General features: G+C 68.4%; 24 protein-coding genes. 17 read left to right on the top strand and 7 right to left on the bottom strand.

Translation table 11 applies throughout. The features are described 5' to 3' along the window. Positions 1 to 4: 4 nt before the first annotated feature. Complete coding sequence (locus NWF22_RS05740; RefSeq protein WP_160901341.1) at positions 5 to 1,021, bottom strand: HAD family hydrolase; 1,017 nt, start codon at positions 1,019 to 1,021, stop codon at positions 5 to 7. A 344-nt stretch (positions 1,022 to 1,365) separates the two neighbouring features. Between NWF22_RS05740 and NWF22_RS05735 the strand changes: the two genes are divergently transcribed. From NWF22_RS05735 to NWF22_RS05690, 10 genes are all read left to right on the top strand, one after another. Further along, the gene (locus NWF22_RS05735; RefSeq protein WP_160900217.1) at positions 1,366 to 1,632 is read left to right on the top strand and encodes a glutaredoxin family protein; all 267 of its coding nucleotides are present in this window, start codon (positions 1,366 to 1,368) and stop codon (positions 1,630 to 1,632) included. 225 nt (positions 1,633 to 1,857) lie between these two features. Continuing rightward, positions 1,858 to 2,523 carry a redox-sensing transcriptional repressor Rex gene (locus NWF22_RS05730; RefSeq protein WP_258321422.1) on the top strand — a complete coding sequence of 222 codons (666 nt, stop codon included), beginning with the start codon at positions 1,858 to 1,860 and terminating at the stop codon, positions 2,521 to 2,523. Next, the gene (locus NWF22_RS05725) at positions 2,520 to 3,896 is read left to right on the top strand and encodes a glutamyl-tRNA reductase (protein ID WP_160900219.1); all 1,377 of its coding nucleotides are present in this window, start codon (positions 2,520 to 2,522) and stop codon (positions 3,894 to 3,896) included. The genes NWF22_RS05730 and NWF22_RS05725 overlap by 4 nt, the downstream gene beginning before the upstream one ends. After that, positions 3,893 to 4,843 carry a hydroxymethylbilane synthase gene (hemC, locus tag NWF22_RS05720; RefSeq protein WP_258321333.1) on the top strand — a complete coding sequence of 317 codons (951 nt, stop codon included), beginning with the start codon at positions 3,893 to 3,895 and terminating at the stop codon, positions 4,841 to 4,843. Before NWF22_RS05725 ends, hemC begins: the two co-directional genes overlap by 4 nt. Before the next feature lie 46 nt (positions 4,844 to 4,889). Then, positions 4,890 to 6,620 (top strand): bifunctional uroporphyrinogen-III C-methyltransferase/uroporphyrinogen-III synthase, encoded by a 1,731-nt coding sequence (locus tag NWF22_RS05715; protein ID WP_160900220.1) that lies wholly within the window; start codon positions 4,890 to 4,892, stop codon positions 6,618 to 6,620. 124 nt (positions 6,621 to 6,744) lie between these two features. Beyond that, positions 6,745 to 7,722 (top strand): porphobilinogen synthase, encoded by a 978-nt coding sequence (hemB, locus tag NWF22_RS05710; protein ID WP_160900221.1) that lies wholly within the window; start codon positions 6,745 to 6,747, stop codon positions 7,720 to 7,722. 69 nt (positions 7,723 to 7,791) lie between these two features. Then, a complete protein-coding gene (locus NWF22_RS05705; protein ID WP_160900222.1) occupies positions 7,792 to 8,472 on the top strand; it encodes a hypothetical protein in 681 nt (226 codons plus the stop codon). Beyond that, the gene (locus tag NWF22_RS05700) at positions 8,459 to 8,887 is read left to right on the top strand and encodes a hypothetical protein (protein ID WP_160900223.1); all 429 of its coding nucleotides are present in this window, start codon (positions 8,459 to 8,461) and stop codon (positions 8,885 to 8,887) included. Before NWF22_RS05705 ends, NWF22_RS05700 begins: the two co-directional genes overlap by 14 nt. Continuing rightward, positions 8,884 to 9,507, top strand: coding sequence for a transport-regulating membrane protein Mce1N (gene mce1N / locus NWF22_RS05695; protein ID WP_309249733.1), 624 nt, complete (start codon positions 8,884 to 8,886; stop codon positions 9,505 to 9,507). Before NWF22_RS05700 ends, mce1N begins: the two co-directional genes overlap by 4 nt. A 142-nt stretch (positions 9,508 to 9,649) precedes the next feature. Further along, entirely contained in the window at positions 9,650 to 10,576 is a 927-nt protein-coding gene (locus NWF22_RS05690; RefSeq protein ID WP_160900224.1) for a type IV toxin-antitoxin system AbiEi family antitoxin domain-containing protein, read from the top strand. A 143-nt stretch (positions 10,577 to 10,719) separates the two neighbouring features. Here NWF22_RS05690 and NWF22_RS05685 read toward each other — a convergent pair whose 3' ends face one another. Then, on the bottom strand, positions 10,720 to 12,750 hold the full coding sequence (locus NWF22_RS05685; RefSeq protein ID WP_160900225.1) for an acyl-CoA dehydrogenase family protein: 2,031 nt from the start codon (positions 12,748 to 12,750) through the stop codon (positions 10,720 to 10,722). Positions 12,751 to 13,248: 498 nt separating this feature from the next. Between NWF22_RS05685 and NWF22_RS05680 the strand changes: the two genes are divergently transcribed. The 4 genes from NWF22_RS05680 (at position 13,249) to NWF22_RS05665 (ending at position 17,075) form a co-directional block, all read left to right on the top strand. Further along, positions 13,249 to 14,001: a GAF and ANTAR domain-containing protein gene (locus NWF22_RS05680; RefSeq protein ID WP_160900226.1), complete on the top strand. Its 753-nt coding sequence runs from the start codon at positions 13,249 to 13,251 to the stop codon at positions 13,999 to 14,001. 5 nt (positions 14,002 to 14,006) lie between these two features. After that, the gene (locus tag NWF22_RS05675) at positions 14,007 to 14,696 is read left to right on the top strand and encodes a TetR family transcriptional regulator (protein WP_160900227.1); all 690 of its coding nucleotides are present in this window, start codon (positions 14,007 to 14,009) and stop codon (positions 14,694 to 14,696) included. A gap of 116 nt (positions 14,697 to 14,812) precedes the next feature. Then, a complete protein-coding gene (locus tag NWF22_RS05670) occupies positions 14,813 to 15,976 on the top strand; it encodes an acyl-CoA dehydrogenase (RefSeq protein WP_160900228.1) in 1,164 nt (387 codons plus the stop codon). Between the two features lie 208 nt (positions 15,977 to 16,184). Beyond that, positions 16,185 to 17,075: a PDDEXK-like endonuclease domain-containing protein gene (locus tag NWF22_RS05665; protein ID WP_160900229.1), complete on the top strand. Its 891-nt coding sequence runs from the start codon at positions 16,185 to 16,187 to the stop codon at positions 17,073 to 17,075. A gap of 153 nt (positions 17,076 to 17,228) precedes the next feature. Here NWF22_RS05665 and NWF22_RS05660 read toward each other — a convergent pair whose 3' ends face one another. From NWF22_RS05660 to gabT, 3 genes are read right to left on the bottom strand one after another with little or no spacing between them, the layout of a single operon-like run. Further along, a complete protein-coding gene (locus NWF22_RS05660; protein WP_160900230.1) occupies positions 17,229 to 17,786 on the bottom strand; it encodes a YdcF family protein in 558 nt (185 codons plus the stop codon). A gap of 20 nt (positions 17,787 to 17,806) precedes the next feature. After that, positions 17,807 to 19,276 carry an NAD-dependent succinate-semialdehyde dehydrogenase gene (locus NWF22_RS05655; RefSeq protein WP_160900231.1) on the bottom strand — a complete coding sequence of 490 codons (1,470 nt, stop codon included), beginning with the start codon at positions 19,274 to 19,276 and terminating at the stop codon, positions 17,807 to 17,809. A gap of 41 nt (positions 19,277 to 19,317) precedes the next feature. Beyond that, a complete protein-coding gene (gene gabT / locus NWF22_RS05650; protein WP_160900232.1) occupies positions 19,318 to 20,670 on the bottom strand; it encodes a 4-aminobutyrate--2-oxoglutarate transaminase in 1,353 nt (450 codons plus the stop codon). A gap of 137 nt (positions 20,671 to 20,807) precedes the next feature. Here gabT and NWF22_RS05645 point away from each other — a divergent pair, with 137 nt between their 5' ends. Both NWF22_RS05645 and NWF22_RS05640 read left to right on the top strand, forming a co-directional pair. Continuing rightward, entirely contained in the window at positions 20,808 to 22,307 is a 1,500-nt protein-coding gene (locus tag NWF22_RS05645) for a PucR family transcriptional regulator (protein WP_160900233.1), read from the top strand. Beyond that, on the top strand, positions 22,304 to 23,206 hold the full coding sequence (locus NWF22_RS05640) for an SGNH/GDSL hydrolase family protein (RefSeq protein ID WP_258321332.1): 903 nt from the start codon (positions 22,304 to 22,306) through the stop codon (positions 23,204 to 23,206). Before NWF22_RS05645 ends, NWF22_RS05640 begins: the two co-directional genes overlap by 4 nt. 349 nt (positions 23,207 to 23,555) lie before the next feature. On the opposite strand, the gene NWF22_RS05635 is transcribed toward NWF22_RS05640, so the two are convergent. Further along, positions 23,556 to 24,767, bottom strand: coding sequence for a PrsW family intramembrane metalloprotease (locus NWF22_RS05635; protein WP_160900234.1), 1,212 nt, complete (start codon positions 24,765 to 24,767; stop codon positions 23,556 to 23,558). After that, positions 24,764 to 25,333 (bottom strand): hypothetical protein, encoded by a 570-nt coding sequence (locus NWF22_RS05630; RefSeq protein ID WP_160900236.1) that lies wholly within the window; start codon positions 25,331 to 25,333, stop codon positions 24,764 to 24,766. Before NWF22_RS05630 ends, NWF22_RS05635 begins: the two co-directional genes overlap by 4 nt. A 267-nt stretch (positions 25,334 to 25,600) precedes the next feature. On the opposite strand from NWF22_RS05630, the gene hemL reads away from it, so the two are divergent. Then, the gene (hemL, locus tag NWF22_RS05625) at positions 25,601 to 26,920 is read left to right on the top strand and encodes a glutamate-1-semialdehyde 2,1-aminomutase (protein ID WP_160900237.1); all 1,320 of its coding nucleotides are present in this window, start codon (positions 25,601 to 25,603) and stop codon (positions 26,918 to 26,920) included. Positions 26,921 to 26,925: the final 5 nt, after the last annotated feature.

Genomic DNA, 26,925 nt, shown 5'->3' with positions numbered 1-26,925 from the left:
GCGATCAGCCCCGATACTGACGGATCACCCGGGTCGCGGTGGCCGCGCCGGCTCCGGCGGCACCGAGCACCAACGCGGTGGTGGCACCGTACTTGGCCGCTTTGCGGGCGGTGCGGAAGTCGTAGATCTCCCACCCACGGACCTTCGCGACATCCCGGAGGTCGGCGTCGGGGTTGATCGCGACCGCGTTGCCCACCAACGACAGCATCGGCACATCGTTGTGAGAATCCGAATATGCGGTGCAGCGCTTGAGATTCAGGCCTTCGCGGATGGCCAGCGCGCGCACCGCGTGGGCCTTGCCCGGACCGTGCAGGATGTCGCCGACCAGCCGGCCGGTGAACACGCCGTCGACGCTCTCGGCCACGGTGCCCAACGCTCCGGTCAGACCGAGACGTTCGGCGATGGTCTGCGCGAGCTCGACCGGGGTGGCGGTCACCAGCCACACCTGCTGTCCGGCGTCGAGGTGGCGCTGTGCGAGTGCGCGGGTGCCGGGCCAGATCTTCTCCGCGATGTAGTCGTCGTAGATGTCCTCGCCGAGTTGGACGAGTTCGGAGGTGTGTCGTCCGGCGATGAACGACAACGCCTTCTCGCGGCCCTGCGCCACATCGTCGGCGTTCTCCTTGCCGGTGATCTGGAATTTCGCCTGGGTCCAGGCGAAGTCGAAGATGTCGCCGTAGGTGAAGTATTTGTGTGCGGCCAGCCCGCGCGCGAAGTGGATGATCGACGCGCCCTGCACGAGCGTGTTGTCCACGTCGAAGAAGGCGGCCGCGGTCAGGTCCCGCGGTGTGTCGGTCGGTTCGATGTCGTCGGCCGGACGCGCCCGCAACGAGTCGACGGCCGCCTTGGCGCTCGCCTCACCGGCCAGCGACTGACGCAACTCGTGAGCGGTCTGCCGGAAGCGGCCACTGGTCGCGCGGGCGCGTTCGGCGATCCAGGTCGCGACTCGGGACTGCTCCTCGTCGTCGGGATCCTCGTCGTGGTCGTCGCCGGAGTCGTCGTGGTGCGCACCGCCGGGGTCCATCGCGTCGGCGTGGGCTTCCCAGTCCTCCCCGTCGATCGCGGTCTCATCGGCGGCGTGCTCACCGGAGGCGGGGGCGGGTGGCTCCTCGGCCTCGTCGTGCACCGGCTCGGTCGGATCGTCCGCACCGGAGCCCGGGACCTCGGCCACGGCTCACCTCCACTCGCTCCATCGGAAAACCCAGCTCGTCGGAAACCCGGCTTGTCAGACACCCGGCTTCGTCGGGAGTCCCACAGTAGCCACGCTCCAGCGTAGTCGGGAGGGATTGCGAGGGGTGACACACTGGTCGGCACCACCGCCCGCGACGCGGTCGCGGTGACGCAGGCGGACGATCCGAGGAGAATGTTGTGTCGTTGACCTTGCTGACGCGCGCCGGATGCTCGTTGTGTCGCGTCGCCCACACCGAACTGACCCGCATCTGTGCAGATCTCGGGGTCGATTTCGACGAGGTCGACGTCGACCGGAAGGCCGCCCACGGCGATCCGGCGCTGCGTGCCGAGTTCGGCGATCGGCTGCCGGTGGTGCTGCTCGACGGCGAGGAACACAGCTACTGGGAGGTCGACGAGCCCCGGTTGCGGGCCGATCTCGCGGCGCGCCCCGGCGCCGGCGGGTGAACGGCATGTGTGGGGCCGTTTAAGAACACGTTATCGCGCGGTATACCCTCACCTGAGGTATTGGGGGTTCACAGCGAGGTTGGGGGCGGCCTCGGCGGGCCGGAAGAAGGTGACCACAGCGTGAGCGGCAGTGCGACGGCGTCGGGCGGCCCCCACGCCGCGAAAGCGGCCCCCGACAGCCCCGACAACCCCGACAACCCCGAGCCCCCGGCCCCGACGGCGGAGATCCCCGAGCCGACGGTCACCCGGCTGGCGACCTATCTGCACGTGTTGCACTCCTTCGGCCAACGTGGCGTCCTGGTGGCGTCCAGCAACCAGCTGGCCACCGCTGCCGGGGTCAATCCCGCCATCCTGCGCAAGGACCTGTCCCATGTGGGCGCCAACGGTGTGCGCGGCGTCGGCTACGACGTCGGCGGGTTGACCGCGCGGATCTCGATGGTCCTGCACACCGACAGCACCCACACCGTGGCGCTGGCGGGCGCCGGATGTCTGGGGCGCGCGTTGCTGACCCACGCCGGATTCGGCCGGGGTTTCCGTGTCGCCGCGATGTTCGACGCCGACCCCGACGTGGTGGGCACCGTGGTCACGCCCGGCGGCCCGCAGGTGGCCCCGCTGTCCGCGATCGCCGAGGTCTGTGCAGGTCGCGGCGATGATCCGATCGAGATCGGGGTCATCGCCACTGCCGACGACGACGCCCAGGCGGCGTGCGACGCACTGGTCGGGGTGGGGGTCCGTCAGCTGTTGAACCTCACGCCGACGACACTGACAACGGGCTCCGATGTCGTCGTCAGGCAGGTTGATCTAGCCTTGGAGCTACAGGTGTTGGCTTTCAACGCGACGCGTTCGCGTGTCCGCCGACCAGTCTTGGGTGAGGAAACGGTGACGGCGTGAGTGTTTTGTTGTTCGGGGTCTCGCACCGCAGCGCACCGGTCGAGGTGCTCGAGCGGCTGACGGTCTCCGACCATGATCGGCCCAAAATCGTCGACGAACTGTTGTCGTCGCGGGCCATTTCGGAAGCGATGCTGGTCTCCACGTGCAACCGGGTGGAGATCTACGCCGTCGTCGACGCGTTCCACCCGGCGCTGGAGTCGGTGGGTGCGGTCCTCGGAGACCACTCGGGGATGAGTGTCAACGAGATGACCCGCCACGCCTATGTGCGGTACTCCGAGGCCGCCGTCGAGCATCTGTTCACCGTCGCCGCCGGACTCGACTCGCTGGTCGTCGGTGAGCAGCAGATCCTCGGTCAGATCCGCAACGCCTATCTCGACGCCGACGCGCACAGGTCGGCCGGGCGGGTGCTGCACGAGCTCGCGCAGCAGGCGCTGCGTGTCGGCAAGCGGGTGCACACCGAGACCGGCATCGACCGGGCCGGTGCCTCGGTGGTCTCGGTGGCGCTGCACCGCGCCCAGTCGTTGCTGGTCCGTGAGGGCGCCGAGGGCATGCGCTCGGCGGTCGTCGTCGGCGCCGGCGCGATGGGTGGCCTGGCCACCGCCCAGCTCGCCCGGGAGGGCGTGCGGGACCTGGTCGTGGTCAACCGCACCGTCGCCAACGCCGAGCACCTCGCCGGCAACGTCGCCGCCAACCACGGCATCGCGGTGCGCGGTGTCGGCCTCGATGATCTCCCGGCGGCGATGGCGACCGCCGATGTCGTGGTCACCTGCACCGGATCGGTCGGTTCGGTGGTCGGAGTGGGTGAGGTCCATTCGGCGCTGGCCACCCGAACCGACTCGCGTCCCCTGGTGATCTGCGACCTCGGCCTGCCCCGCAACGTCGACCCGGCGGCCGGCCGACTGCCCCGCGTGCACGTGGTGGACATCGAGGGGCTGCGCGGCGACGCCGAGACGCAGGCCGCCGACAACGACACCTCGGCGGCGCGATCGATCGTCGCCGCCGAACTCGCCGATTACCTCACCCACCAGCGTCAGGCCGAGGTGACGCCGACCGTGGCCGCGCTGCGGCAACGTGCGGCCGAGGTCGTCGAGGCCGAGATCCTGCGCCTCGACGCGCGGCTGCCCGAGCTCGACGACCCGCAGCGCGACGAGGTCGCCAAGACCGTGCGCCGTGTCGTGGACAAACTGCTGCACGCGCCGACCGTGCGGGTCAAACAACTGGCCTCCACGCCCAACGGCGACCACTACGCCGAGGCGCTGCGGGAACTGTTCGAGCTCGCGCCGGGTGCCACCGAGTCGGTCTCTGCGCCCGAGGTCGGTGGGCTGGTCACACCCGACACCGGGCTCGCCGACCGCGACCGCGGAGAGAAGTGAGCGCGGCCGCCGGCCAGGACGTGATCCGCATCGGAACGCGGGGTTCACTGCTGGCCCGAACCCAGGCCCAGACCGTCGCCGACGCCCTGATCGCCGCCGGACACCCGGCCGAACTGGTCATCATCAAGACCGCCGGCGACGCCTCGCAGGCGCCGGTCGCCGAGATCGGGGTGGGGGTGTTCACCACCGCGATCCGCGTCGCACTCCAGAACCGCGAGGTCGACGTCGCGATCCACTCCTACAAGGACCTGCCCACCGCCCCCGAACCCGGCCTCGTCATCCCGGCGATCCCGCCGCGCGAAGATCCGCGAGACGCCCTGGTCAGCCGGGGTGGCATGGTGCTCGGCGAGCTGCCCCCGGGGTCCACGGTGGGTACGTCGGCGCCGCGGCGGGCGGCACAGCTTAGAGCATTGGGTCTCGGTTTGGAAATCCGCCCCCTACGAGGCAACCTTGATTCTCGGTTGGGCAAAGTCGCCAGCGGTGAACTCGATGCAGTCGTGGTCGCCCGGGCCGGTCTGGTACGGATCGGCAGAGCCGACGAGGTCACCGAGTCGCTGGACCCGGTGGTCCTGCTACCGGCACCGGCACAGGGCGCCTTGGCAGTGGAGTGCCGCTCCGACGATGCCGAACTGGTGAGAATACTCGCCGAGTTGGACGACGCGTCCACACGCGCGGCGATCGACGCCGAACGCTCGGTGCTCGCGGCCCTGGAGGCCGGGTGCACCGCGCCGATCGGGGCGATCGCCGAGGTGGTCGAGTCGATCGACGAGGACGGGCGGATCTTCGCCGAACTGTCACTGCGTGCCGCGGTGGCGGCGGAGGACGGATCGGATGTGATCCGGGCCTCGACGGTGGGACCGGTCGATCGCGCGGAACAACTCGGCAAGGATCTCGCCGCCGAACTGCTGGAGCTGGGAGCGGGCGAACTCGTATCGCATCTCCGGTAGCAGAAGGAACTGCAGCTCCGAACCAGGGGCAGGAGAGTGCGAACTCATGAGCCGTACGAAAAAGGTCAATCAGGGACGGAACCTGTCGGCGCCGGGAGCGAAGCGAGCGGGCCGGATCTTGTTCGTCGGATCGGGTCCGGGAGATCCCGATCTGCTGACCGTGCGTGCCCGCAACGCCATCGAGAAGGCGACCACCGCGTACATCGACCCTGACGTGCCGTCCGGCGTGGTCGAGATGCTCGGCGCAGCTCATCGGGATGAGGCTGCCGACGAGCCGCGGTCGAGCCGGGCCGCCAAGAAGACCCCGTCTACCAAGAAGGCGTCGACCACCGACGACAACACCACAGCCGACGCCGCGACTGGCGACACTGCGGCCGCCGGCGACGACGCCGAGACCGCCGAGGATTCGGTGGTGCATCCCGCGCTCGGCGATCCCGCCGAGGTCGCCAAGACACTCGTCGCCGCCGCGAAGGCCGGCGAGGACGTGGTCCGGGTGGTCTCCGGTGACCCGCTGACCACCGACTCGGTGCTCGCCGAGGTCAACGCCGTCGCGCGGACCGCGGTGCACTTCGAGGTGCTGCCGGGGTTGCCCGCCGCCTCGGTGGTGCCCAGCTACGCCGGCATGCCACTCGGCTCCACCCACAGCGAGGCCGACGTCCGCGCCGAGGGCGTCGACTGGGCGGCGCTGGCCGCCGCACCCGGCCCACTGGTGCTGCACGCCACCGCCGCTCATCTCGCGGAGACCGCCAGCGCGCTCACCGAGCACGGCATGGCCCCGCAGACCCCCGTCGCGATCACCGTCAACGGCACCACCTGCGCGCAGCGCACCATCGAGGCGACGCTGGCCACGCTCAACGAGCAGGGCAATGCTCTGGTGGGTCCGCTGATCCTGACCGTCGGCAAGGTCGTCGGCCAGCGCGGCAAGCTCTCCTGGTGGGAGTCGCGCGCGCTGTACGGCTGGACCGTGCTGGTGCCGCGGACCAAGGATCAGGCCGGTGACATGAGCGAGCGGCTGCGCAGTCACGGCGCCATCCCCAAGGAGGTGCCGACGATCGCCGTCGAGCCGCCGCGCAGCCCGGCCCAGATGGAAAGGGCCGTCAAGGGTTTGGTGGACGGCCGCTACCAGTGGGTGGTGTTCACCTCCACCAACGCGGTGCGTGCCGTGTGGGAGAAGTTCGCCGAGTTCGGGCTGGACGCCCGCGCGTTCTCCGGGGTGAAGATCGCCTGCGTCGGCGAGGCCACCGCGGAGAAGGTGCGCACCTTCGGGATCGAGCCGGAGCTCGTTCCGTCGGGTGAGCAGAGCTCGCTGGGACTGCTCGACGACTTCCCGCCGTACGACGACGTGTTCGACCCGGTCAACCGAATCCTGTTGCCGCGCGCCGACATCGCCACCGAGACGCTGTCGGAGGGGTTGCGCGAACGCGGCTGGGAGATCGACGACGTGACCGCGTACCGCACGGTGCGCGCCGCGCCGCCGCCCGCCGAGACCCGCGAGATGATCAAGACCGGTGGTTTCGACGCCGTCTGCTTCACCTCGAGTTCCACCGTTCGTAACCTGGTCGGCATCGCCGGAAAGCCGCACGCGCGCACCATCGTCGCGTGTATCGGACCCAAGACGGCCGAGACGGCAACCGAATTCGGTCTGCGGGTCGATGTGCAGCCGGAGAACGCCTCGGTGCACGAGTTGGTCGACGCGCTCGCCGAGCACGCCGCCCGGCTGCGCGCCGAGGGTGCCCTGCCGCCGCCGCGGAAGAAGTCGCGCCGCTCCCGGTCCTGACCTTCGGTCGGCACGGCGCGCTGCGAGCCAACGCAACCCGCGAGTGTTTCTCGGTTCTCGCGAGTCGGACGAGACTCGCGGGAACCGGAACCCACTCGCGGCGGGAGCTCACGAAGGAGCTGACATGTCACCGGTGATCCGTCCCCGACGTCTGCGGTCCACGCCCGCGCTGCGCAGGCTCGTCGCCGAGACCAGCCTCATGCCCCACGATCTGGTGTTGCCGATGTTCGTCGCCGACGGCATCGACGCCCCGCGGGAAATCTCCTCGATGCCCGGCGTCGTGCAACACACCTTCGATTCGCTGCGCACGGCCGCCGACGAGGCGGTGCGCGCCGGTGTCGGTGGGCTGATGCTGTTCGGCGTGCCCGCACCGGCCGACAAGGACGCCGAGGGCACCTGCGCCGACGCCGACGACGGGGTGCTCAACCGTGCGCTGCGGACGCTGTCCGACGACCTCGGTGACGCCACCGTGCTGATGGCCGACACCTGCCTCGACGAGTTCACCGACCACGGCCACTGCGGCGTCGTCGACGGCAGGGGTCGCGTCGACAACGACGCCACCCTCGAGCGGTACGTGTCGATGTCGCTGGCCCAGGCGCGCGCCGGTGCGCACCTGCTCGGGCCGAGCGGGATGATGGACGGCCAGGTCGCCGCCATCCGCGCCGGCCTCGACGCCGCGGGTTACACCGACACCGGCATCCTCGCCTACGCGGCCAAATACGCGTCGGCGTTCTACGGTCCGTTCCGCGAGGCCGTCGGGTCGTCGTTGCAGGGCGACCGACGCACCTATCAGCAGGACGCCGCCAACCGGATCGAGTCGCTACGGGAGATCCGCCTCGACATCGACGAAGGCGCCGACCTGGTGATGGTGAAACCGGCGATGAGCTACCTCGACATCGTCCGCGACGCCGCCGAGATCGCCGATGTCCCGGTGGCCGCCTACCAGATCAGCGGTGAATACTCGATGATCACCGCCGCCGCCGAACGCGGGTGGATCGACCGCGACGCCGCCGCCCTCGAATCACTCGTCTCGATCAAACGGGCCGGTGCGTCGGTCATTCTCAGCTATTTCGCGACCGAGGTCGCCGGCCGGTTGGCGTAGGCGCGTGGCAGCGCGGGGGGCCATCGGTGGGTGGATGGCCGCCGAGTCCGATTCACTACTCTGGAGCCCATGACCGCTCCGCACCAGCCAGCGTCGACGGAACCGGGGGCACGACCCCGGCGACCCGATGCCGTCGCCATCGCCACCGAACTCTGGGTGGTGGTCATCCTCGGTCAGCTCGTCGCCTTCATCGGCCAGTATCCGTCGCTGCGGGAGGCCTGGGACCGGCAGGTCAACACCCTGCCGGCGGATACCCCGCGCGAAGAACTCGACCTGCTCAACTCCTCGGCGACCCTCATCGCGGTGCTGGCGCTGGTCGGACTCGCGCTGACGGTGGTATCGGCGGTGCTGGTGCTGTTGACCCGCAACGGCTACAACTGGGCCCGCATCGTCATCGCAGCGGCCGGCGTGTTCCTCGCGGTGAACCTGGTGTTCATGATCTTCGGCGAGGTCGACCCGGTGTGGGTGATGGTGCCGATGGTGCTCAGTGGTGTCGCGGCGATCGGTGCCTCGGTGCTGCTGCTGCGCCGTGAGAGCGAGCAGTACTGCCGTGACATGAGCGAACATCGTCGCCGCCCCGCGCCTCCACCTCCGGGACCGCCGTCGGGCGGTGGTCACGGATACCGGCAGGGGCCGGCGCCGTGGACGTATGGTGGCGGACAGCACAATGGCGGACAGCATGGGGGCGGCGATCCCTACTCGAGCCGTCCACATCCGAACGAAGGAAACCGATCCCGTGGTGAGTCCTGACCCCGCACGCCGACCCAAACAGGTCTCCTGGGCCTACCGGTGTTGGACGATCAGCGGTGGCCTGCTGGTGGCGCTCGGCGTGTTCTACGTGATCCTCGGGATCATCGCGTCGGGCCCCGTCTTGCTGCCCGTCGGGCTCGGGGTCATCGTCGGCGCCGTCGGCGTCGCATTCGTCATGCTCGGCAGCAAGGCATTCCTCGGCGATGCGCGGTGGCGGTCGTCGCTGTCCGCGCTCACCCTGGTCGTGGTGGTGCTGCTGTTGTTCCTGAGCTTCGGTATCCCCATCCTCGCGTTCGCGCTGTTGGCCGCCCTCGTGGGCTTGTTCGGCTCGCTGCTGGCATTTCGGCCGGAGTCGGAGACCTGGTACTCCACCGACGATCCGGACGCCCCGTCGAATCCGACCCACCTCTCGTGACCGACGCCGACGACACTCCGGACGGGGACACTCCGCCCGGGGACGCTCCGCGCGGGGACGTTCCGGACGGGGACGTTGCAGCGGGCGACACCCCGGCCGAGGGGGCTTCGCCCGCCGCCGCGGCTCCCACCGATCCGTCGCCGGTCGACGAGGGTGAGCTGCTCTTCTACGAGCCGGGCGGCAGTTGGTGGGTGGTCGCGATCGGTCCGGTGCTGATCGGTGCGGTCCTCGCGATGGAGATCGCCGGTCCCGGCCAGGTGCACTGGCTGGTGCTCGGTATCTTCGCGGTCATCCTGGTCGGCTTCTCGGTGGTGCAGGTCCACGCCGCACGCACCCACGTCAGCGTTCGCCTCACCGAGACGACCTTGCAGCAGGGTACGCGCACGCTGCCGCTGACCGACATCGCGACCATCTACCCGGCCAACAACGGTGCCGAGCACCAGCCGTGGGAGAGCGCCCGCGCGCTGGGGGAACTGCCCGCGGTGCCGCGGCGCCGCAAGGGCGTCGGTGTGAAACTCGTCGACGGCGGTACCGCGCAGGCGTGGGCCCGCGACGTCGACCGGTTCCGCACCGAACTCACCGAAGCGCACCTGGCCGCGCAGATCCGCCGCGACTCCTGATTCAGGGGCCGCTCGCCGACCGGCCCGACGGCAACCACATGGAGAACTGACATCCACGGCGGTTGCTACCTGTGTGGATGTCAGTTCCCCATGTGGTTTGCCGTCGAGGGAGCCGAACGGGGTCGTCGTGCGTCCAAAAGACATGACGCAACCAACTCCCGACCACCACGGCATCATCTACCGTCGAGCAGCCCTCGACGAGGGGTACACCGACAAGCAACTCACTCGTCGTGTCGACGACGCGACGATGACCCGGATCTGGTCCGGTGCGTATGTGCTCAACACGGGCGAAACCCGCACACCGGAGGAACTGCACCGCCTCACGGCGATCGCCGCGGTCACCTCGAGTCCGGACAGCGGCTTCGCGCTGAGCCATCAGTCCGCCGGCGTGCTACACGGCCTTTCCCTGCTCACCCCGCAACTCGACCGCGTGCATCTCAGTACCGGATATGCCACCGGCGCGCGGCTGGAAAAGCGTCGACACCTGCACTCGGGCGCTCTCGACGATGCCGACACCGTCGTCGTCGACGGGATTCGCGTGACGTCGCTGGAGCGCACCGTGGTCGACATAGCCTGCAGTGTCGGCTTCGCCCAGGCATTGGCCGCATTCGACTCGGCGCTACGCAACGGCGCCGACGCGGCCGTCATCGCCGAGTATCTCGAGGGACACAAACGCGGTGTCGGGCAGGCTCGACGCGCCCTCGGCCACGCCGATGCCGGTGCGGAGAACGCGGGCGAATCGTGGGGCAGGGCGCAACTGATCTGCGCCGGACTGCCGACCCCACGGCTCCAACACGAGTTCTACGACGACGCGGGCGTGTTCATCGCCCGTACCGACTACGACTGGTTGGGCAAGCTGGCCGCGGAGTTCGACGGCATGGCCAAATACCAGCGGCACCTGGCCGACGGCGAGACCGCGTTCGACGCCATGCGCCGGGAGAAGGAACGCGAGGACGCGTTGCGCCGCCTGGGGGTGATGGTGATCCGCTGGGTCTGGGAGGACCTGCGCCGCAACCGGGTGGTACCGATGGTGCGGGAGTGGCTCGACCGCCTCGGCATCGCCGCGTGACGTCGGCGCCGCAGACGCCCACCGGGGATCGCATCCACATGGGGAACTGACAACCACACAGGTTGTAACCGCCGTGGATGTCAGTTCCCCATGTGGTGTGGCCGGGGTTGGCTGGGGCGGGGAGGCCCGAGCCGGCCCGGGCGTCAGCCGTTGCGCAGCATGGGGGCGGTCAGCAGCGCCTCGGGGATGCCGAAGGCGTCGACCAGGGTGCGCGCGTGCGGCCGCAGTTCCCGGCACAGTTCGTTGACGCCGCGCCGGATGGCCTTGGCCCGTTCCACCGACACATGCCGGTGCATCAGGAACCACGAGATGTCGTCCTCGAGGGCGGAGTAGACGAACAGATCGCACACCTTGCCGAGGAGTTCGGCGGCCGACCGCGAATCGCAGTCCTCGATGGCCTGGACGAACGCTTCGAGCACCAGCCGCTCGGTCCGTGCGCGCCCGACCTTCAGCAGATGATCCTGGGCATTGTTGAACACCTCGAACGGATCGTTCTCGTCATCAGTGGCCCGCCGCAGCCGCTGGGCGCATGTCCGCACCAGATGGTCCTCGCGGTTGCGGAACAATCGCAGCTGGGTGCCGCGGTTGGTGAGGTTCGACTTCTCGGTGTCCTCGTCGGAACTCTCCAGCAACGTCTGCACCACTTGGCGTACCGCGGTCTTCTCGACGACGACGTCGCGCGCCATACTCGCGATGAACTTCACCCAGCCGCCGGCCGACAGACCCTGCACGTCGTCGGCGTAGGCCGACAGCAACTCCTTGGCGACGAGTTGGGTGAGGACGGTGTTGTCGCCCTCGAAGGTGGTGAACACGTCGATGTCGCCGCGCATGATCGAGATCTGATTCTCGTCGAGATATCCGGCGCCGCCACAGGCCTCCCGGCTGACGTTGATCGCATGTGAGGCATGCCAGGTGGCGTAGGCCTTCAACCCCGCCGCGGCACTCTCCAGTTCACGCTGCCGGCCGGCGTCGGAGTCGTCGGGAGCCGACTGCACCGCGTGCAGTTCCTCGGTCAGTTCGTTCTGGGCGAAGGCGATCGCATACGACTTGGCGATGAGCGGCAACAGCTTTCGCTGATGTCCCAGGTAATCCAGGACGATGATCTCGCTCTCGGCGTCGGGCGCCTCGAACTGCTTGCGGATCAAGCCGTAACGCGTGGCGAGGGCGAGCGCCTTGCGGCCGGCCGCGCCGGCGGTCGCGGCCACACTGACGCGACCGCGGATGAGGGTGCCCAGCATCGTGAAGAACCGTCGGTTCGGGTTCTCGATCGGCGAGGAGTACGTGCCGTCGGCTTCGACGTCGGCGTACTTGTTGAGCAGGTTGTCGGCGGGCACACGGACGTGGTCGAACATGATGCGCCCGTTGTCCACGCCGGCCAGTCCGCCCTTGTAGCCGCAGTCACTGGTCGTGACGCCGGGCAGGTCGTTGCCGTCGGCGTCGCGGATCGGCACCAGAAAACAGTGCACGCCGCGACTCGTCGGCTCCTCGCCCGGTCCGCCGGTGATCAGCTGGGCGAACACCGCCGCGATGGTGGCGTGCTGGGCGGCGCCGCCGATGTAGTCCTTGCGCGCCGACGGGGTGGGGGAGTCGATGATGAATTCGCGGGCCTCGGGATCGTAGGTGGCGGTGGTCTCCAGCGCCTGCACGTTGGAGCCGTGGCCGGTCTCGGTCATCGCGAAGCAACCGAGCAGATCGAGGCTGATGGTGTCGGCGACGTACCGGTCGTGGTGCCGGGCGGTGCCCAGATTCTCGACCGCCCCACCGAACAGGCCCCACTGCACGCCGGCCTTCACCATCAGCGAGAGGTCGGCGTACCCCAGCATCTCGATCGCGGTGATCGATGCGCCGACGTCGCCGGTCCCGCCGTGGTCCTTGGCGAATCCGGCGGCCGAGAAGCCGCTGCCGCCCAGCTCGCGCATCTCCTCGAGCATGCGTGCGCGCGCCTCGTCGAGCGTGCGCGACGGGTCCGGCAAAAGGTCGGCCCGGTCGGCGTTGCTGCGGGCCATGTCGCGGGTGGATCGCCACGGACCGTCGAGTTCGTAGCGGAGGTTGTCCACCAGCAGGGCACGCTCGTCATCGGACAGGTCGTCGGTCGGCGGGACGACGACCTCGGGGTCGTCGCGGACGGCGTCGTCGTCGGTGGTGGTGGACGGGCTGTCGGTGGAGGTTGCCATGACTCCACGTTACGGATAAGCCAGCCGCAGATCGTGGTGTTCGCGCATGGTTCCGGTGCTGTCGAGATCGAAATGTTGGTGAGGTCACGGATGGCACTCGATGGCGCCCGACCGGTCGCGATGGCGCCATCACGAATGATATTTTCACCACCGTGCACAGCGCGTGCTGGCCGTCGTCGGGGCGGGCAGCCCGGCTTGTCGGGAGGTGGAAGCTGTGTTCGATTCGGATCAGGGCGATGGTTGTCGTCCGTGGGGCAGTCCCATCCTCATGTGTGTAGGTACCCGGTGGTATCAGGTCACCCTGCTGCCGACGCCGCCGCCCACCGCAGTGCGCCGCTGAGGCCTTCTGCGGCGCGGCCGGCTTCCCGTGCGTGACGGCTGTGCCGGCCAACGTCCAACCTGTCCGCGAGTCGCCCGCTTCGACGCTCGGGCGCTCGAATCCTCAGTGACGAGATCCCGCCACGGTCATGTCCGTGCTGCGGGACACGAGGTACGACCATGCCCAACAGAGTGCACCAATCGATTGCCGAACTGGCCCGGCGCCTACACGATGTGCCGGAAACGGCCGATCGGGTCGACGTATTGCTCGAGTCGGTGACCGCCGAGGCGATCGACAAGGTCCCGGGTGCCGATCATGCCGGGGTGCTGCTCCTCGACAAGAAGCAGACCATCACGACCCTCGCGTCGACCGACGAGGTGATGTCCAGGGTTGCGCGCATCCAGGTGGAGACGGGGGACGGCCCGTGCCTGCATGCCGCCCGGCACCACCGCGAGCAGGTGCTGATCAATGACATCGCCGCCGATCAGCGGTGGCCGACCTTCTCAGCGCGGGTGGTCGCCGAGACGACGGTGCGGGCCGGGTTGTCGTTTCACCTGTTCACCCATAAAGGGACCATCGGTGCGTTGAACCTCTTCGCCGATGAGGTCGACGCCTTCTCCCCGGACTCCGAGGAGGTCGGGGTCATCTTCGCAACCCATGCCGCCCTGGCGCTGGGTGCGGTTCGCGAGCAACAGAACTTCCGCAGCGCACTGGCCTCCCGCGACACCATCGGCCAGGCCAAAGGGATGCTGATGGAACGCTTCTCGATCGACGCGATCGGCGCCTTCGAACTGCTGCGTCGTCTGTCCCAGGAGACCAACACACCGTTGGTGGACGTGGCGCGTCAGGTGATCGAGACCGACGGCAGCTCGCCGGCGTCGTGCCGTTCGTCCGGGCGCGGGTCGGCGCAGCGTGCATCTCGCGCATACTGACTCCCATGCCGAGCGCATCTCCCAGCACCGACGACCCGGCCGATTTCCGCGTGCACGTCGTCGCCGAGTCGATCCGGCTGTTCGCCGAGCAGGGCTACGAATCGACGACCGTCGAGCAGATCGCGGCGGCCGCCGGCATCTCGCGCCGCACGTTCTTCCGCCAGTTCGGCGCGAAGGAAGACGTCATCTTCGCCGACCACGAGTCGCTGCTCACCGCGGTGTCGGCCCACCTCGCCGCCGGCGACGACCCGTGGCGGGTGGTGTGTTCGGCGGCCGAACTCGTGTTCGTGCACTTCCGGGATGCCCGCGAGATGGCGGTTCGACGGTTCCGGGTGGTCCAGGAGGTTCCCGCGTTGCGTGACCGGGAGCTGGTCACCACCTACCGCTACCAGCGTCTGTTCGAGGACTCGCTGCGGTCGCGGCTGCCCGACGAATCGCCGGTGCGGCTCATCGGCTATGCCGCGGCGGTCACCGGAGCCCACAACTACCTGCTGCGGGCGATGGTCCGCGGCGACGAAGACGCCACCCTGCAGCGGCTGCGCGACGAGCTCGACCACCTACGGGCGACGTTCACCGGGGGCGCGGCACTCGGTGCCGTGACCGTGGTGACCCATTCGGCCGAGATGTCGCCGGAGGAGATCGGGCGGCGGGTCGTCGAACAACTGCGTGCGGAGCAGCGCGATCACGGACAATAGGGGAGGCAGCAACGCGGCCGGGACTTGGCACTGAGTGCCGTTCTCAGCTACGCTGACCCCAAAACCCTGGCACTGAGTGTCTATCGCTGAGTGTGTGAACCCGCTAAGGAGTGATCATGGCGTTCGGCAACCCCGACTTCAACGTCTTCGAACTGCCCGAAGAGCACGTGGCGCTGCGTGAGGCCATCCGCGCGCTGTCCGAGAAAGAGATCGAGCCGCATGCGGCCGACGTCGACGAGAACTCACGCTTCCCGCAGGAGGCCCTCGACGCGCTCGTGGCGTCGGGCTTCAACGCGATCCACGTGCCCGAGGCCTACGACGGCCAGGGTGCGGACTCGGTCGCCGCGTGCATCGTCATCGAAGAGGTCGCGCGGGTGTGCGCGTCGTCGTCGCTGATCCCGGCGGTCAACAAGCTCGGCACCATGGGCCTGATCCTCAACGGTTCCGATGAGCTGAAGAAGCAGGTGCTGCCGTCGATCGCATCCGGTGAGGCGATGGCGTCCTATGCGCTCTCCGAGCGCGAGGCCGGCTCGGACGCCGGGTCGATGAAGACCCGTGCCCGCAAGGACGGCAACAACTGGGTGATCAACGGCTCCAAGTGCTGGATCACCAACGGCGGCAAGTCGAGCTGGTACACCGTGATGGCCGTGACCGACCCGGAGAAGGGGGCCAACGGCATCTCGTCGTTCATGGTCCACAAGGACGATCCGGGCTTCACCGTCGGGCCGCTGGAGAAGAAGCTCGGCATCAAGGGCTCGCCCACCGCCGAACTCTACTTCGAGGACTGCACCATCCCCTCCGACCGGATCGTCGGCGATGAGGGCACCGGTTTCAAGACCGCCCTGCAGACCCTCGATCACACCCGTCCGACGATCGGCGCGCAGGCCGTCGGCATCGCGCAGGGCGCGTTGGACAAGGCCATCGAATACGTCAAGGACCGCAAGCAGTTCGGCAAGTCGATCGCCTCGTTCCAGGGGGTCGAGTTCATGATCGCCGACATGGCGATGAAGGTGGAGGCCGCGCGTCTGATGGTCTACACCTCGGCCGCGCGCGCCGAGCGTGGCGAGAAGAACCTCGGCTTCATCTCGGCGGCGTCGAAGTGCTTCGCCTCCGACGTGGCGATGGAGGTCACCACCGACGCCGTGCAACTGTTCGGCGGTGCGGGCTACACCCGCGACTTCCCGGTCGAGCGGATGATGCGCGACGCCAAGATCACCCAGATCTATGAAGGCACCAATCAGATCCAGCGTGTCGTGATGAGCCGCGCGCTGCTGCGCTGACCCGCGCCGTCTGCCGAGGGCGCCCCGTCGACCCCGTCGACAGGGCGCCCTTTCTCGCTGACTGGGCGCCGTTCCCCGTCGAGTGGGCGCTGTTTCTCGTTGACTGGGCGCCGTTCCGGATCGAGTGAGCATTTGTCCGACATCGGCCACGCCTCGAGCTTCGGCGATATCGATGGAACCCCCGTGCCGGCTGCTGCGTCGAAGATGCATGACATTCGAACACCAGGCGACACCCCGCACTATCTCGCGCAAGGATGCGCTCACCGACCTCGGATTGACCCCCGAGCAGTTCGCGGCGGAGTTCACCGTGCTGCGCGGCAACAACCACCTGCATCGCGGTCAGCTCATGACGGCGCAGCAGCGGATCATCACCGTCGTGGACCAGGCCCATGGCGATCCCGTGATCGCCGGCGAGTCCGCGCTGATCATGTATGGCAGTCGCTGGCACGACGACGATTTCACGATCGAGCTCATCCGCGGGACATCCGCATCGGGTCGCCCCGCGCGGGGGACGGTCACTCGCCGACTCGACCTTTCGCCAACCGAGATCGTCGAGATCCAGGGGAGGAAGGTCACCTCACCGCTGCGCACGGCATTCGACCTAGGACGTCAGCGGTCGCGCATGCAGGCGATCGGTGACCTCGACGCGCTGGCCGCGGTGGTTCCCCTTGACCTGGACGAACTGATGGCCTTCGCCGTGAAACACAAGAGATCCCGATACGTCAGGGTGCTGCGGGAGCTCATTCCGCTGATCGATGGGCGTGCGGAGTCGCCTCGGGAAAGTGCGCTGCGACTCTTCATGCATGACGTCGGACTGCCCAAACCCGATCTGCAGGTGGAGGTGCGCGACGAATTCGGAAAGGTGATCGCCAGATGTGACCTCGCGTACGAGGCCGCGAAGATCGCCATCGAGTATGACGGCGAGGCCTATCACTCGACGCCGGAGCAGCTCGCGCACGATAGTGTGCGGACCGTGGCACTGGATCGGTTGGAATGGAAGGTCATCCGGGTCACCGCGAAACGACTTCGTTCAGAGCCCTTTGTGGTGGTGGAAGAAGTCTGGGATGCACTCCGTGCGCGGGGCTTCTACTTCTGCTGATACGTCCGGCGAACGTATGGCAGTGCACATTCGATCGAAAACAGCGCCCACTCAACGGGAAATGACGCACACTCAACGGGAAACGGTGCCGGGTCGACGGCGACTGCGACGGGGCGGCGCGGCGGGGGACGGGAACAGTGGAAGGGGAGCGGATCAGGCATACGCCGGGCGGAACTCCAGGCGGGCATGCTGTTTGCGCGCCGCGGTCCGGAAGTCGTTGAGCGCGCGCCCCATGTGGAAACCGTTGGTCACGATCAGCGCACCGGTGGCGCCCATATGCTTGAGCATCGCCACCGTGTTCGTCGCGTTGGCGACGGTGCTGGTGGAGGCGGCCTCGTTGATCATCTGCCATATCGGCACGCCGCGCCGCAACAGACCGACATTCATGAACTGTGCCTCCGACACCGGCAGCCACCAGGTGTTGCCGCCGGACACGATCATCCGGTTGAACGGGTGCGACAACGCCAGGTTCGCTGCCACGTTCATCCGTTGCTCCAAGATGGCCGGCGTCTGGCCGAACGTGCCCATCTTGGCACCGAGCACCACGATGTAGCGCGTCGGCGGACTCTGCCACAGGAAGATGCTGTTCGGCGAGAACAGGTCGGCACTCCCGGCGCCCAGACTTCCGGTGTCTGTGCGTGCCGGAGCGGCCACGGCCACGCTCAGCGCGGTGAGAAGTGCGAGGAGAAGTGCGGCCACCCGAACGCGCATGGCACGAGTGTACCCATCTGTCAGGTCAACGCGATGTATTTGACCGACAGGTACTCATCGATGCCTTCGCTGCCGCCTTCGCGTCCGATACCCGACTGCTTCACACCACCGAAGGGGGCGGCCGGGTCGGAGATGACACCACGGTTCACGCCGACCATCCCCGAGTCCAATCCCTCGGCCACTCGCATGCAGCGTTCGAGGTCGCGGCTGTAGAAGTACGACGCGAGTCCGTACTCGGTCGAGTTGGCGGCCTTGATGGCGTCGGCCTCGGACTCGAAGGTGCTGATCACCGCTACCGGACCGAAGATCTCGTCGCGCGTGACCGGTGCGTACGCATCGACCCGGTCGAGCACCGTCGCCGGGTAGAAGTAGCCCTTGCCCTCGGGCACCTTGCCGCCCAACCGGACCCGCGCACCATCGGCGATCGCGCCGTCCACCATCTCGGCGACCTTGTCGCGCTGCTTGGCGCTCACCAACGGTCCCAGGGTGACGCCCTCGTCGTATCCGGCGCCGAGCCGTACGGCCGCCATCTTCTCGGTGAGCTTCGCCGTGAACTCCTCCGCGACACCGGACTGCACCAGGAACCGATTGGCCGCGGTGCACGCCTCGCCGCCGTTGCGCATCTTCGCCAGATATGCACCCTCCACCGCGGCGTCGATGTCGGCGTCGTCGAACACCAGGAACGGCGCGTTGCCACCGAGTTCCATCGACGTGCGCTGTACCCGTTCGGCGGCCTGCGCCATCAGGTTGCGGCCGACCGGCGTCGAGCCGGTGAAGCTGATCTTGCGGATGCGGTCATCGGTGATGATCGCCGACGACACGTCACCGGCATTGCTGGTCGGCAACACCGACAGCACCCCGGCGGGCAGGCCGGCCTCGGCGAACACCGCGGCCAGGGCCAGCATGGTCAGCGGGGTTTCGTGCGCGGGCTTGACCAGCATGACGTTCCCGGCGGCCAACGCCGGACCGATCTTGCGGGTGCCCATCGCGAGGGGGAAGTTCCACGGCGTGATCGCCAACGACGGCCCGACCGGCGCATGCGACACCAGGATTCGGCCGTTGCCCGCGGGCGCGGTGGCGAACCGGCCGCCGATGCGGACGGCCTCCTCGGCGAACCAACGCAGGAACTCGGTGCCGTACTTGGTCTCGGCCTGACTGTCGGGTAGTGCACGCCCGAGTTCCAGCGTCATCAGCATGGCGATGTCGTCGGCCCGGTCGGTGAGCAGTTCGAATGCGCGGCGCAGGATCTCGCCGCGCTCGCGGGCCGGGGTGGCGGCCCAGTCGTCGGCGACTGCCGCAGCCTTGTCGAGGGCGCGGCGCGCATCGTCCACGCCGGCGTCGGCCACCGAGGTCAGCGGTTCTTCGGTGGCCGGGTCGTACACGGTGAATGTCTCGCCCGACGACGCCGGCACCGATTCGCCATCGATCCACAGCCCGGTCGGTACGTTGTCCAGCACGGTGCGCGGGTTGTCAACGATGGTGTCAGTCATCAGATCTCACTTCCTTCGATATGTGTTGTGCAGAATGTGACTCACGCGGGGGTGAGGGCCTCGTCGAGGATCTGCAGGCCCTCGCGCAGCAGATCATCATCGATGACCATCGGTGGCAGCAGTCGCACAACATTGCCGTAGGTGCCGCAGGTGAGGACCACCACTCCGCGGGAGAGTGCGTGCGCCGCAGCCGCCTTGGCCAGTTCCGGATTGGGTTCGGTGGTACCGGGTTTCACCAATTCGACGGCGATCATCGCGCCGCGACCGCGGATCTCGCCGATGACGTCGTGGCCGGCGGCGGCGAGACGTTCGGCGGTCGCCGACAACGACGCGAACGCGATCTCCCCGATGTGGCGCGCACGTGCGTTCAGATCGAGAGTCGACATCTGTTCGATCGTGGCCAACGCGGCGGCACACGCGACCGGATTGCCGCTGTAGGTGCCGCCGAGCCCGCCGGGATGCACCGCATCCATCAGGTCGGCGCGGCCGGTGACCGCCGACAACGGCATCCCGCCGGCGATCCCCTTGGCGGTGGTGATCAGATCCGGGACCACGCCTTCGTGTTCGCTGGCGAACCACGCACCGGTGCGGCAGAACCCGCTCTGGACCTCGTCGGCGATGAACACCACGCCGTGCATCCGGCACCAGGCGGCCAGCGTCGGCAGGAAACCCGGTGCGGGCACGATGAAACCGCCCTCACCCTGGATGGGTTCGACGATGACCGCTGCCACGCTGTCGGCGGTGAGCTGGGTGTCGATCATGCCGATGGCGCGGTTGGCGGCGGCAACTCCGTCGGCCCCCTCCGGGTCCCGCAGCGGGTAGCTCATCGGCATCCGGTACACCTCCGGCGCGAACGGGCCGAAATTGTGCTTGTAGGGAATGGATTTCGCGGTGAGTGCCATGGTCAGGTTGGTGCGGCCGTGATATGCGTGGTCGAAGGCGACCACCGCGTTGCGCCCGGTGGCCAACCGTGCGACCTTGACTGCATTCTCCACTGCCTCGGCGCCGGAGTTGAACAGCACCGTTCGCTTCTCGTGATCGCCGGGGGTCAGTTCGTTGAGCTTCTCGGCGACGGCCACATATCCCTCGTAGGGGGTGACCATGAAGCAGGTGTGGGTGAGCCGGTGCGCCTGTGCGGCGACGGCGTCGGCAACCGCCGGGTTGCTGGCTCCGACTCCGGTGACAGCGATGCCCGACCCCAGGTCGATCAGTGAGTTGCCGTCGGCGTCGACGATGATGCCGCCGTCGGCGTCGACCGCGAACACCGGCGTAGCCGACCCGAGTCCGGCCGCGACCGCGCGGCAGCGACGCTCCGTCAGCGCGACCGAGCGTGGCCCCGGGAGCTCGGTGACGAGATGCCGCTTCTGAGGTACCCGGTAGGTGATGGCGGTCATCTCGTCCTCATTCCGTCGATGGTGGGTTCGGCGCTCCTCACGCCCCAGTCTTCGCCGACAACCCGACCGAGGTGACCTGACAATGTGTACAGTCTGATCTCCATCACGCTCCACCTTGTCCAGCTACAGTGGTGGGCATGACGACGGTGCGCTGGCTGCTGGCCCAGCGACGTCTCCACCTGACGCTGCGCGGCGGGTCGGTGGGTCTCGATCGGCACGTCGACTGTGTGATGACCAGCGAACTGACCGAGCCCGGCGAATGGTTGTCCGGCGACGAGGTGCTGTTGACCACGGGGCTGCGGCTCGGTGACCCGACGATCTGGCGCGACTACCTCGAGCGCCTCGATGCCGTCGGCGTGGCGGCGGTCGGAGTGGGTGTGGGTTTCGAGTTCGACACGGTGCCCGCCGATATGGCGTCGATCGCCGACGATCTGGGCCTACCGCTGTTCGAGGTTCCGCTGCCGGTGCCGTTCTCCGCGATCACCCGCGCCGTGCTGGATCAGATCGCCGCGCAACGATCGTCGCGGCTGCTGGCGGCCACCAAAGCGCAACCGAAGATGACCCGCGCGGCCGCCTCGGGCGGGTCGACGGCGGTGGTCCGCGAACTCGCCGACGCGGTGGGGCAGAACGTGGTGCTACTCGACACCGGCCTGGCCGTGGTGGCCGGCGCACCCGGGCCCACGTCGTCAGCAGACCTGAACCGGTTGCGCGACCTGGTGATTCGTGACCCGACGTCGGCGGCGGCGGTCACGGTGACCGATTCTGCCACGATTGCGGTGTCCCGGGTCGGCTCCGGCGGACGAACCTTCGGACACCTCGGCACGGTGGGGCGCACCGCCCTCGACGACGTCGCGCGGATGCTTGTCGGCCACGCGATCTCGCTGCTGGCCATCGAGCACGCGAAACCACGCCAGCTACGCCGCGATCTTGTCGAGTTGCACACCGACACACTGGCATCGGCGCTCGACGATCCCACCGAGCGAGTTGGCGTACAACGTATTCTGGCGCGGGCCGCCGACCCGTCGGGACGGGTGCGGGCGCTGGCGTTGCGCTTCGGCGACGACGACGCGGCCACCCGCGGGCAGCGCCTGCTGGTCGATGAGCTCGACGGTCGGTGGCATGCGGTCTTCGTACACCGCGACGGACCGGAACTGGTGGTGCTGCTCCGCGGCGACGATTCCGTCGAGCTGGCGGCCACCCTGTTCGCCGTCGTCAACTCCGCCGGCCCGGTCGGTGGTGGGGTGGGGGCGGTGACCGATGTGCGTGACGTCGCCGACGCCGTCCGGCAGGCGAGGCTGGCCTGCCGGACGGCGGCCGTCGGACAGCTCGCCGATCTGCACGGGACCCGGTCGCTGCTGACCGTCGACGCCGTGCGCCGCGCGCTTGCCGACGCGCACACCCAACTGCTGGCCCCTGTGCTGAACCACGACGACGAGCACGGCACCGAGCTGCGGGAGACGTTGTTGGCCTACCTGGAGGCCAACGGCAACTGGGGCGTTGCCGCCGCGGCGCGTGGTGTGCACCGGCACACACTGCGGCACCGGGTCGAACGAATCGAGGATCTGTTGGATGTGGACCTGACCGACGCGCGTGTCCGAGCCGAACTGTTGTTGATGTTGTTGGGAGCGCAGGAGTGAGAAAGACTGTGGCCGCTGGGATCGCGGCAGCCGTGATGACCATTGCCGGCTGCGCCGACGACATCGACGACTCCGCGGCGCCGAGTGCACCCCCGACGCCCCCGTCGGTGAGCGCCTCCACCACAACGGACACCGACCAACTGCACCTGGTGAACCTGGGCGACAGCTTCTCCGCCGCGGCCGGCGTGCAACCCCTGGTCGCCGACTCCCCGGTGCTGTGCCTGCGGTCGTCGCGCAATTTCGCGCACGTGCTCGCCGCCGCCGAGGGCTACCGGTTGACGGATGTGAGTTGCAGCGGCGCCGACACAACAGACTTCGCGTCGCTCCAGTACGACGGCGTACCACCACAACTGGATGCGCTCACCGACGACGCCGACATCGTCACGGTGATGATCGGCGGCAACGACAGCGACCTCTACAGCACCGCAATCCGCGAGTGCGCCGACCTCGCCGCCCGCGATCTGTCCGGATCACCGTGCGCGGACACCCGCGGCGCCGAGTACGTCGACATCGTCGAGAACCAGACCGCGCCGGCACTTCTCGACGCGCTGCAGGCGGTGCGTGACAAGGCGCCCGATGCCGAGATCCTGGTCGTCGGCTATCCGTGGATACTGCCGCCGACCGGCGGCTGCTACCCGGCCATGCCGGTCGCGACCGGCGATGTCACGTATCTGCGTGAGCTGCAATCGGTTCTGAATGCCGCTCTGCAGCGCGCGGCCGAGCAGACCGGAGCCCGGTTCGTTGATATGGCGCCGGCGTCGGAAGGCCACGACGCCTGTGCTCCGGTGGGGCAGCGGTGGATCGAACCGCGCAACGGCGCGTCCGGCGCAGCCCCCGTCCACCCGAACGCGGCCGGCCAGCAGGCCATCGCCGACGCAGTGGCTGCGGCGCTGGAGTAGTCGTATCCGGCTGCGGTCTCAGGGGGTGGGGCCGACAACAATTGTCGGCGGCCACCCACGCTGCCGCAGCTGTATACGGCGTCGGTAGTCCACAGGTCGGGTGCCGGTCCACAGAATCACACACCGCTATGCGCGGAACCCGATTTGGCCGGTTTCGTCGGCATGCTCGACCTCATGATGGAGTTCGCGACAAGGAGGCAACCCGAATGGGCGGCCGCCGACGTCGTCGGGCGTCTCCACCTGTCGCCTGAGCGACTGGTAGCGACAATTGTCGTCACCGCCCGCCGCTGGGGCTGCTGTCGAATACGGTCGAACGGCAGCCGGGGTGGGTTCGGCGGCGGAGCTGGCCTCAGCTGTTGATCGACACCTCACCGCGCACCCGCGTCACCTCCGACCGGGCGAACTCGACCTCGGGTGTGTCCGCACCGCGCGAGCGGGCCAACGCGTCGGCAAGGTCTCCGGCAGCCTCGACCACCCAGCTCTCCCGGCGCCGGCCGTCGTGCCCGCCGGCAGCCTTGCGTAGCCGCCGCCGCTGCTTCCAGTCGCCCGCGACGGCCGCCAACTCGTCGTCGGTGAGTACGCCGGTGGTGACCTCGGGCGCGAGAATGTCTCGGAGATACCGGCGTTCGCGACCGACGACGAGATGGAACACCCAGACCACGACGGCCAGGAAGACCAACATGACGATCACTAGTTCCACCATGACCACGGCGTCGTTCGGCGCGGGCAGGAAGGCGCCCATCGAGTCCCAGAACCAGTGCATCGCGACCGGAATCGCGAGAAAACCGAGCCCGCGCGCCACGTTGCGCGGTTCGCCCGGTCGGCCGAGCAGGTAGACGATGCCCGCGCCGACGATCGCCGAGAACAAGATGTGCCCCGACAACCCGGTCAGCATCCGCTGCACGGCCACGCCGAATCCGATGTCACCGGCGTCCGCGCCGAAATGCGAACCCGCGAGATTGAACGAGTAGAGGACGTCCTCCAAGATCTGGAAACCCAAGCCGCAGAACGCGCCGACGATGAAGCCGTCGAACGCCGTACGGATCACCTTGGGCGCCAGATAGATCAAGAGCACGACGCCGAGCCCCTTGGAGATCTCCTCGGTCAGTGGGGCGGTGAGCCCGGCAGACCACTCGGCGGCGAACTGCTGGCCGAATGCCTTGGCGTACAGAGCTCGGATCGGATCGTTGGCGTTGATGGCGATGGCCATCGTGGCGCCGACCGCACCCCACACCAGCGCCGTCAGCACTACGCTGCCGGGCACGGGGGAGTAGCGGTCGATGTAGCGGGTGAACCACCACAGCACCACGCCGTAGACGAGCAACACGGCGATGGTGGTGCCGAGTTCGCCCGCGTAGGCGTGCCACGGCGCCGCGAACATGGTGATCGTGAGCATCGCTCCGTAGGCGACGATCGCGATGTACACCCACCAACACAGGTTGCGTGGCTGGATGAACCGGAAGCCCTCGCCGCGACCGGACTTGGTGATGGCGTCGAGGCGGGCGCGCTGGAGGTGGGGCGGATTCTGTTGCGGCATCTGGTCGCCGGCGGTCGTGGTCACTCCGATGCCTCTCCGATGGTGATGCTCTGGATCATCCGGGCGATGTCCTCGGCGGATTCCCGCTCGTACTCCGGCGGCACCGCCGCGACGACCTCCACACCGAGTCCGTCGTCCACGAACGCCGCGACAACGCCTTCGCCGGTCGGGACCTGATAGTCGGCGATCACGCCGCGATGCCCGTCGGTGGTGGTGATGGACGCCGCTTTCTGTCCGATGTCGGGGGCCAGATCGCCGAGGTCGGCGTTGTTGTCGCGGATCTGGTCGAGCAACTCCTCGGGGGTGCCGTCGAAGGGTGCGGTGCGGATCTGCAGCACGATGCCCGAATCGGCGACGGTCGCCACCGGCGGGTACTCGCCGCCCGGCAGCGGTTGGCTCTCGCGCAGCCCGCCGGTGATGTTCCAGCCGACGGTCGGGGTGAACGTGACGCGATCACCGACAGCCATCACATCGCCGGCGACCACCGGATCGTCGTAGTCGACCGACGCGTTGATCATCGCCGGTACGAACGACAGGATCAGCGCGATCGCCAGGACGACGAACCCCGGCACCAGCGTGCGGCTGTCCATGCCGAAGCGTCGTTTGTCGACGGGAATCCAAGACTCGGGAGGCTCATAGACTGGTGCGTCTTCGACCGATGTGTCGACGGCGTGTGCAGGCAAGGCGCGTCCTCGGGTTCGCGGGGCTGGGCACGGTCACTGTAGCGGGTACACAGGTACTGTGTGCGGCTACGCCGACACCCGGAACGCCGCACCACGGTCGCCCACGTCACACTCTCCCTGAGAACACCCTGAACAATTTTGGCCCTCACGAGGCGATTTGGAACACTGGTCCCCGTGACCCGATCCGCTGAAGTCGCCGCGAAGTCTGCAGCGCTGTTCGCCCGCGCTGCCCAGGTCATCCCCGGCGGGGTCAACTCCCCGGTCCGGGCGTTCTCCGCAGTCGGTGGAGATCCGCGCTTCATCGCCTCGGCGCAGGGGTGCCGACTCACCGACGTCGACGGCAACGAGTACATCGATCTGGTCTGCTCCTGGGGTCCGATGATCCTCGGCCATGCACATCCCGCGGTTGTCTCCGCAGTGCAGCAGGCAGCCGCCGGCGGCCTCTCCTTCGGCGCGCCCACCTCGTCGGAGATCGAACTCGCCGAGGAGATCATCGACCGCGTCGACCCCGTCGAGCAGGTCCGGCTGGTCAACTCCGGGACCGAGGCCACCATGTCGGCCATCCGGCTCGCCCGCGGCTACACCGGGCGGAGCAAGGTCATCAAGTTCGCCGGCTGCTACCACGGCCACGTCGACGCCCTGCTGGCCGACGCCGGGTCCGGTGTCGCCACCCTCGGCCTGCCCACCTCGCCGGGCGTCACGGGCGCGTCCGCGCACGACACACTGGTCCTGCCCTACAACGACCTGAAGGCCGTCGCCAAGGCGTTCGAGGAGTTCGGCGACGACATCGCCGCCGTCATCACCGAGGCCGCCGCCGGCAACATGGGTGCGGTCGCACCGCACGACGGCTTCAACGCCGGCCTGCGTGAACTCACCCGACGCCACGGCGCGCTGCTGATCATGGACGAGGTGATGACCGGCTTCCGCGTCAGCCCGTCCGGCTGGTACGGCCTCGACGGCGTCGGCGGCGACCTCTACACCTTCGGCAAGGTGATGAGCGGTGGCCTGCCCGCCGCCGCGTTCGGCGGCCGCGCCGACGTGATGGAACGCCTCGCCCCGACCGGCCCGGTCTATCAGGCCGGCACACTGTCGGGGAACCCGGTGGCCGTCGCCGCCGGCCTGGCCACCCTGCGCAACGCCGACGCCGCCGTCTACCGCGCCCTCGACGACAACGCCGACCGTCTCGCCACACTGCTGACCGACGCCCTCGACGCCGCCGGCGTGGCCCACCGCGTGCAGCGCGCCGGCAGCATGCTCAGCGTCTTCTTCACCGACGCAGGCGAGCCGATCGCCGACTATCCGGGTGTGAAGGCCACCGAGACCTGGCGTTTTGCCCCGTTTTTCCATGCGCTGCTCGAGCGTGGCGTCTATCCGCCGCCGAGTGCGTTCGAGGCCTGGTTTGTGTCCGCGGCGCTGGACGACGATGCTTTCTCTCGTATCGCCGATGCACTGCCGGCAGCCGCGCAGGCCGCTGCCGCAGCGGTCCCGAGCTGACCCGG

The sequence above is a fragment of the Gordonia mangrovi genome (assembly GCF_024734075.1).
GTDB classification, from domain to species: domain Bacteria; phylum Actinomycetota; class Actinomycetes; order Mycobacteriales; family Mycobacteriaceae; genus Gordonia; species Gordonia mangrovi.
Note: the sequence above shows the minus strand (reverse complement) of the source record. Positions and strands in the feature narration are given on the sequence as shown.

Bases quoted from the DNA above. Each gene is read 5' to 3' on its own strand.
- NWF22_RS05740 (WP_160901341.1), bottom strand. From the start codon at position 1,021: ATGGACCCCGGCGGTGCGCACCACGACGACTCCGGCGACGACCACGAC.
- NWF22_RS05715 (WP_160900220.1), top strand. From the start codon at position 4,890: ATGAGCCGTACGAAAAAGGTCAATCAGGGACGGAACCTGTCGGCGCCG.
- hemB (WP_160900221.1), top strand. From the start codon at position 6,745: ATGTCACCGGTGATCCGTCCCCGACGTCTGCGGTCCACGCCCGCGCTG.
- NWF22_RS05705 (WP_160900222.1), top strand. From the start codon at position 7,792: ATGACCGCTCCGCACCAGCCAGCGTCGACGGAACCGGGGGCACGACCC.
- NWF22_RS05690 (WP_160900224.1), top strand. From the start codon at position 9,650: ATGACGCAACCAACTCCCGACCACCACGGCATCATCTACCGTCGAGCA.
- NWF22_RS05685 (WP_160900225.1), bottom strand. From the start codon at position 12,750: ATGGCAACCTCCACCGACAGCCCGTCCACCACCACCGACGACGACGCC.
- NWF22_RS05680 (WP_160900226.1), top strand. From the start codon at position 13,249: ATGCCCAACAGAGTGCACCAATCGATTGCCGAACTGGCCCGGCGCCTA.
- NWF22_RS05675 (WP_160900227.1), top strand. From the start codon at position 14,007: ATGCCGAGCGCATCTCCCAGCACCGACGACCCGGCCGATTTCCGCGTG.
- NWF22_RS05670 (WP_160900228.1), top strand. From the start codon at position 14,813: ATGGCGTTCGGCAACCCCGACTTCAACGTCTTCGAACTGCCCGAAGAG.
- NWF22_RS05665 (WP_160900229.1), top strand. From the start codon at position 16,185: ATGACATTCGAACACCAGGCGACACCCCGCACTATCTCGCGCAAGGAT.
- NWF22_RS05660 (WP_160900230.1), bottom strand. From the start codon at position 17,786: ATGCGCGTTCGGGTGGCCGCACTTCTCCTCGCACTTCTCACCGCGCTG.
- NWF22_RS05655 (WP_160900231.1), bottom strand. From the start codon at position 19,276: ATGACTGACACCATCGTTGACAACCCGCGCACCGTGCTGGACAACGTA.
- gabT (WP_160900232.1), bottom strand. From the start codon at position 20,670: ATGACCGCCATCACCTACCGGGTACCTCAGAAGCGGCATCTCGTCACC.
- NWF22_RS05645 (WP_160900233.1), top strand. From the start codon at position 20,808: ATGACGACGGTGCGCTGGCTGCTGGCCCAGCGACGTCTCCACCTGACG.
- NWF22_RS05630 (WP_160900236.1), bottom strand. From the start codon at position 25,333: ATGGACAGCCGCACGCTGGTGCCGGGGTTCGTCGTCCTGGCGATCGCG.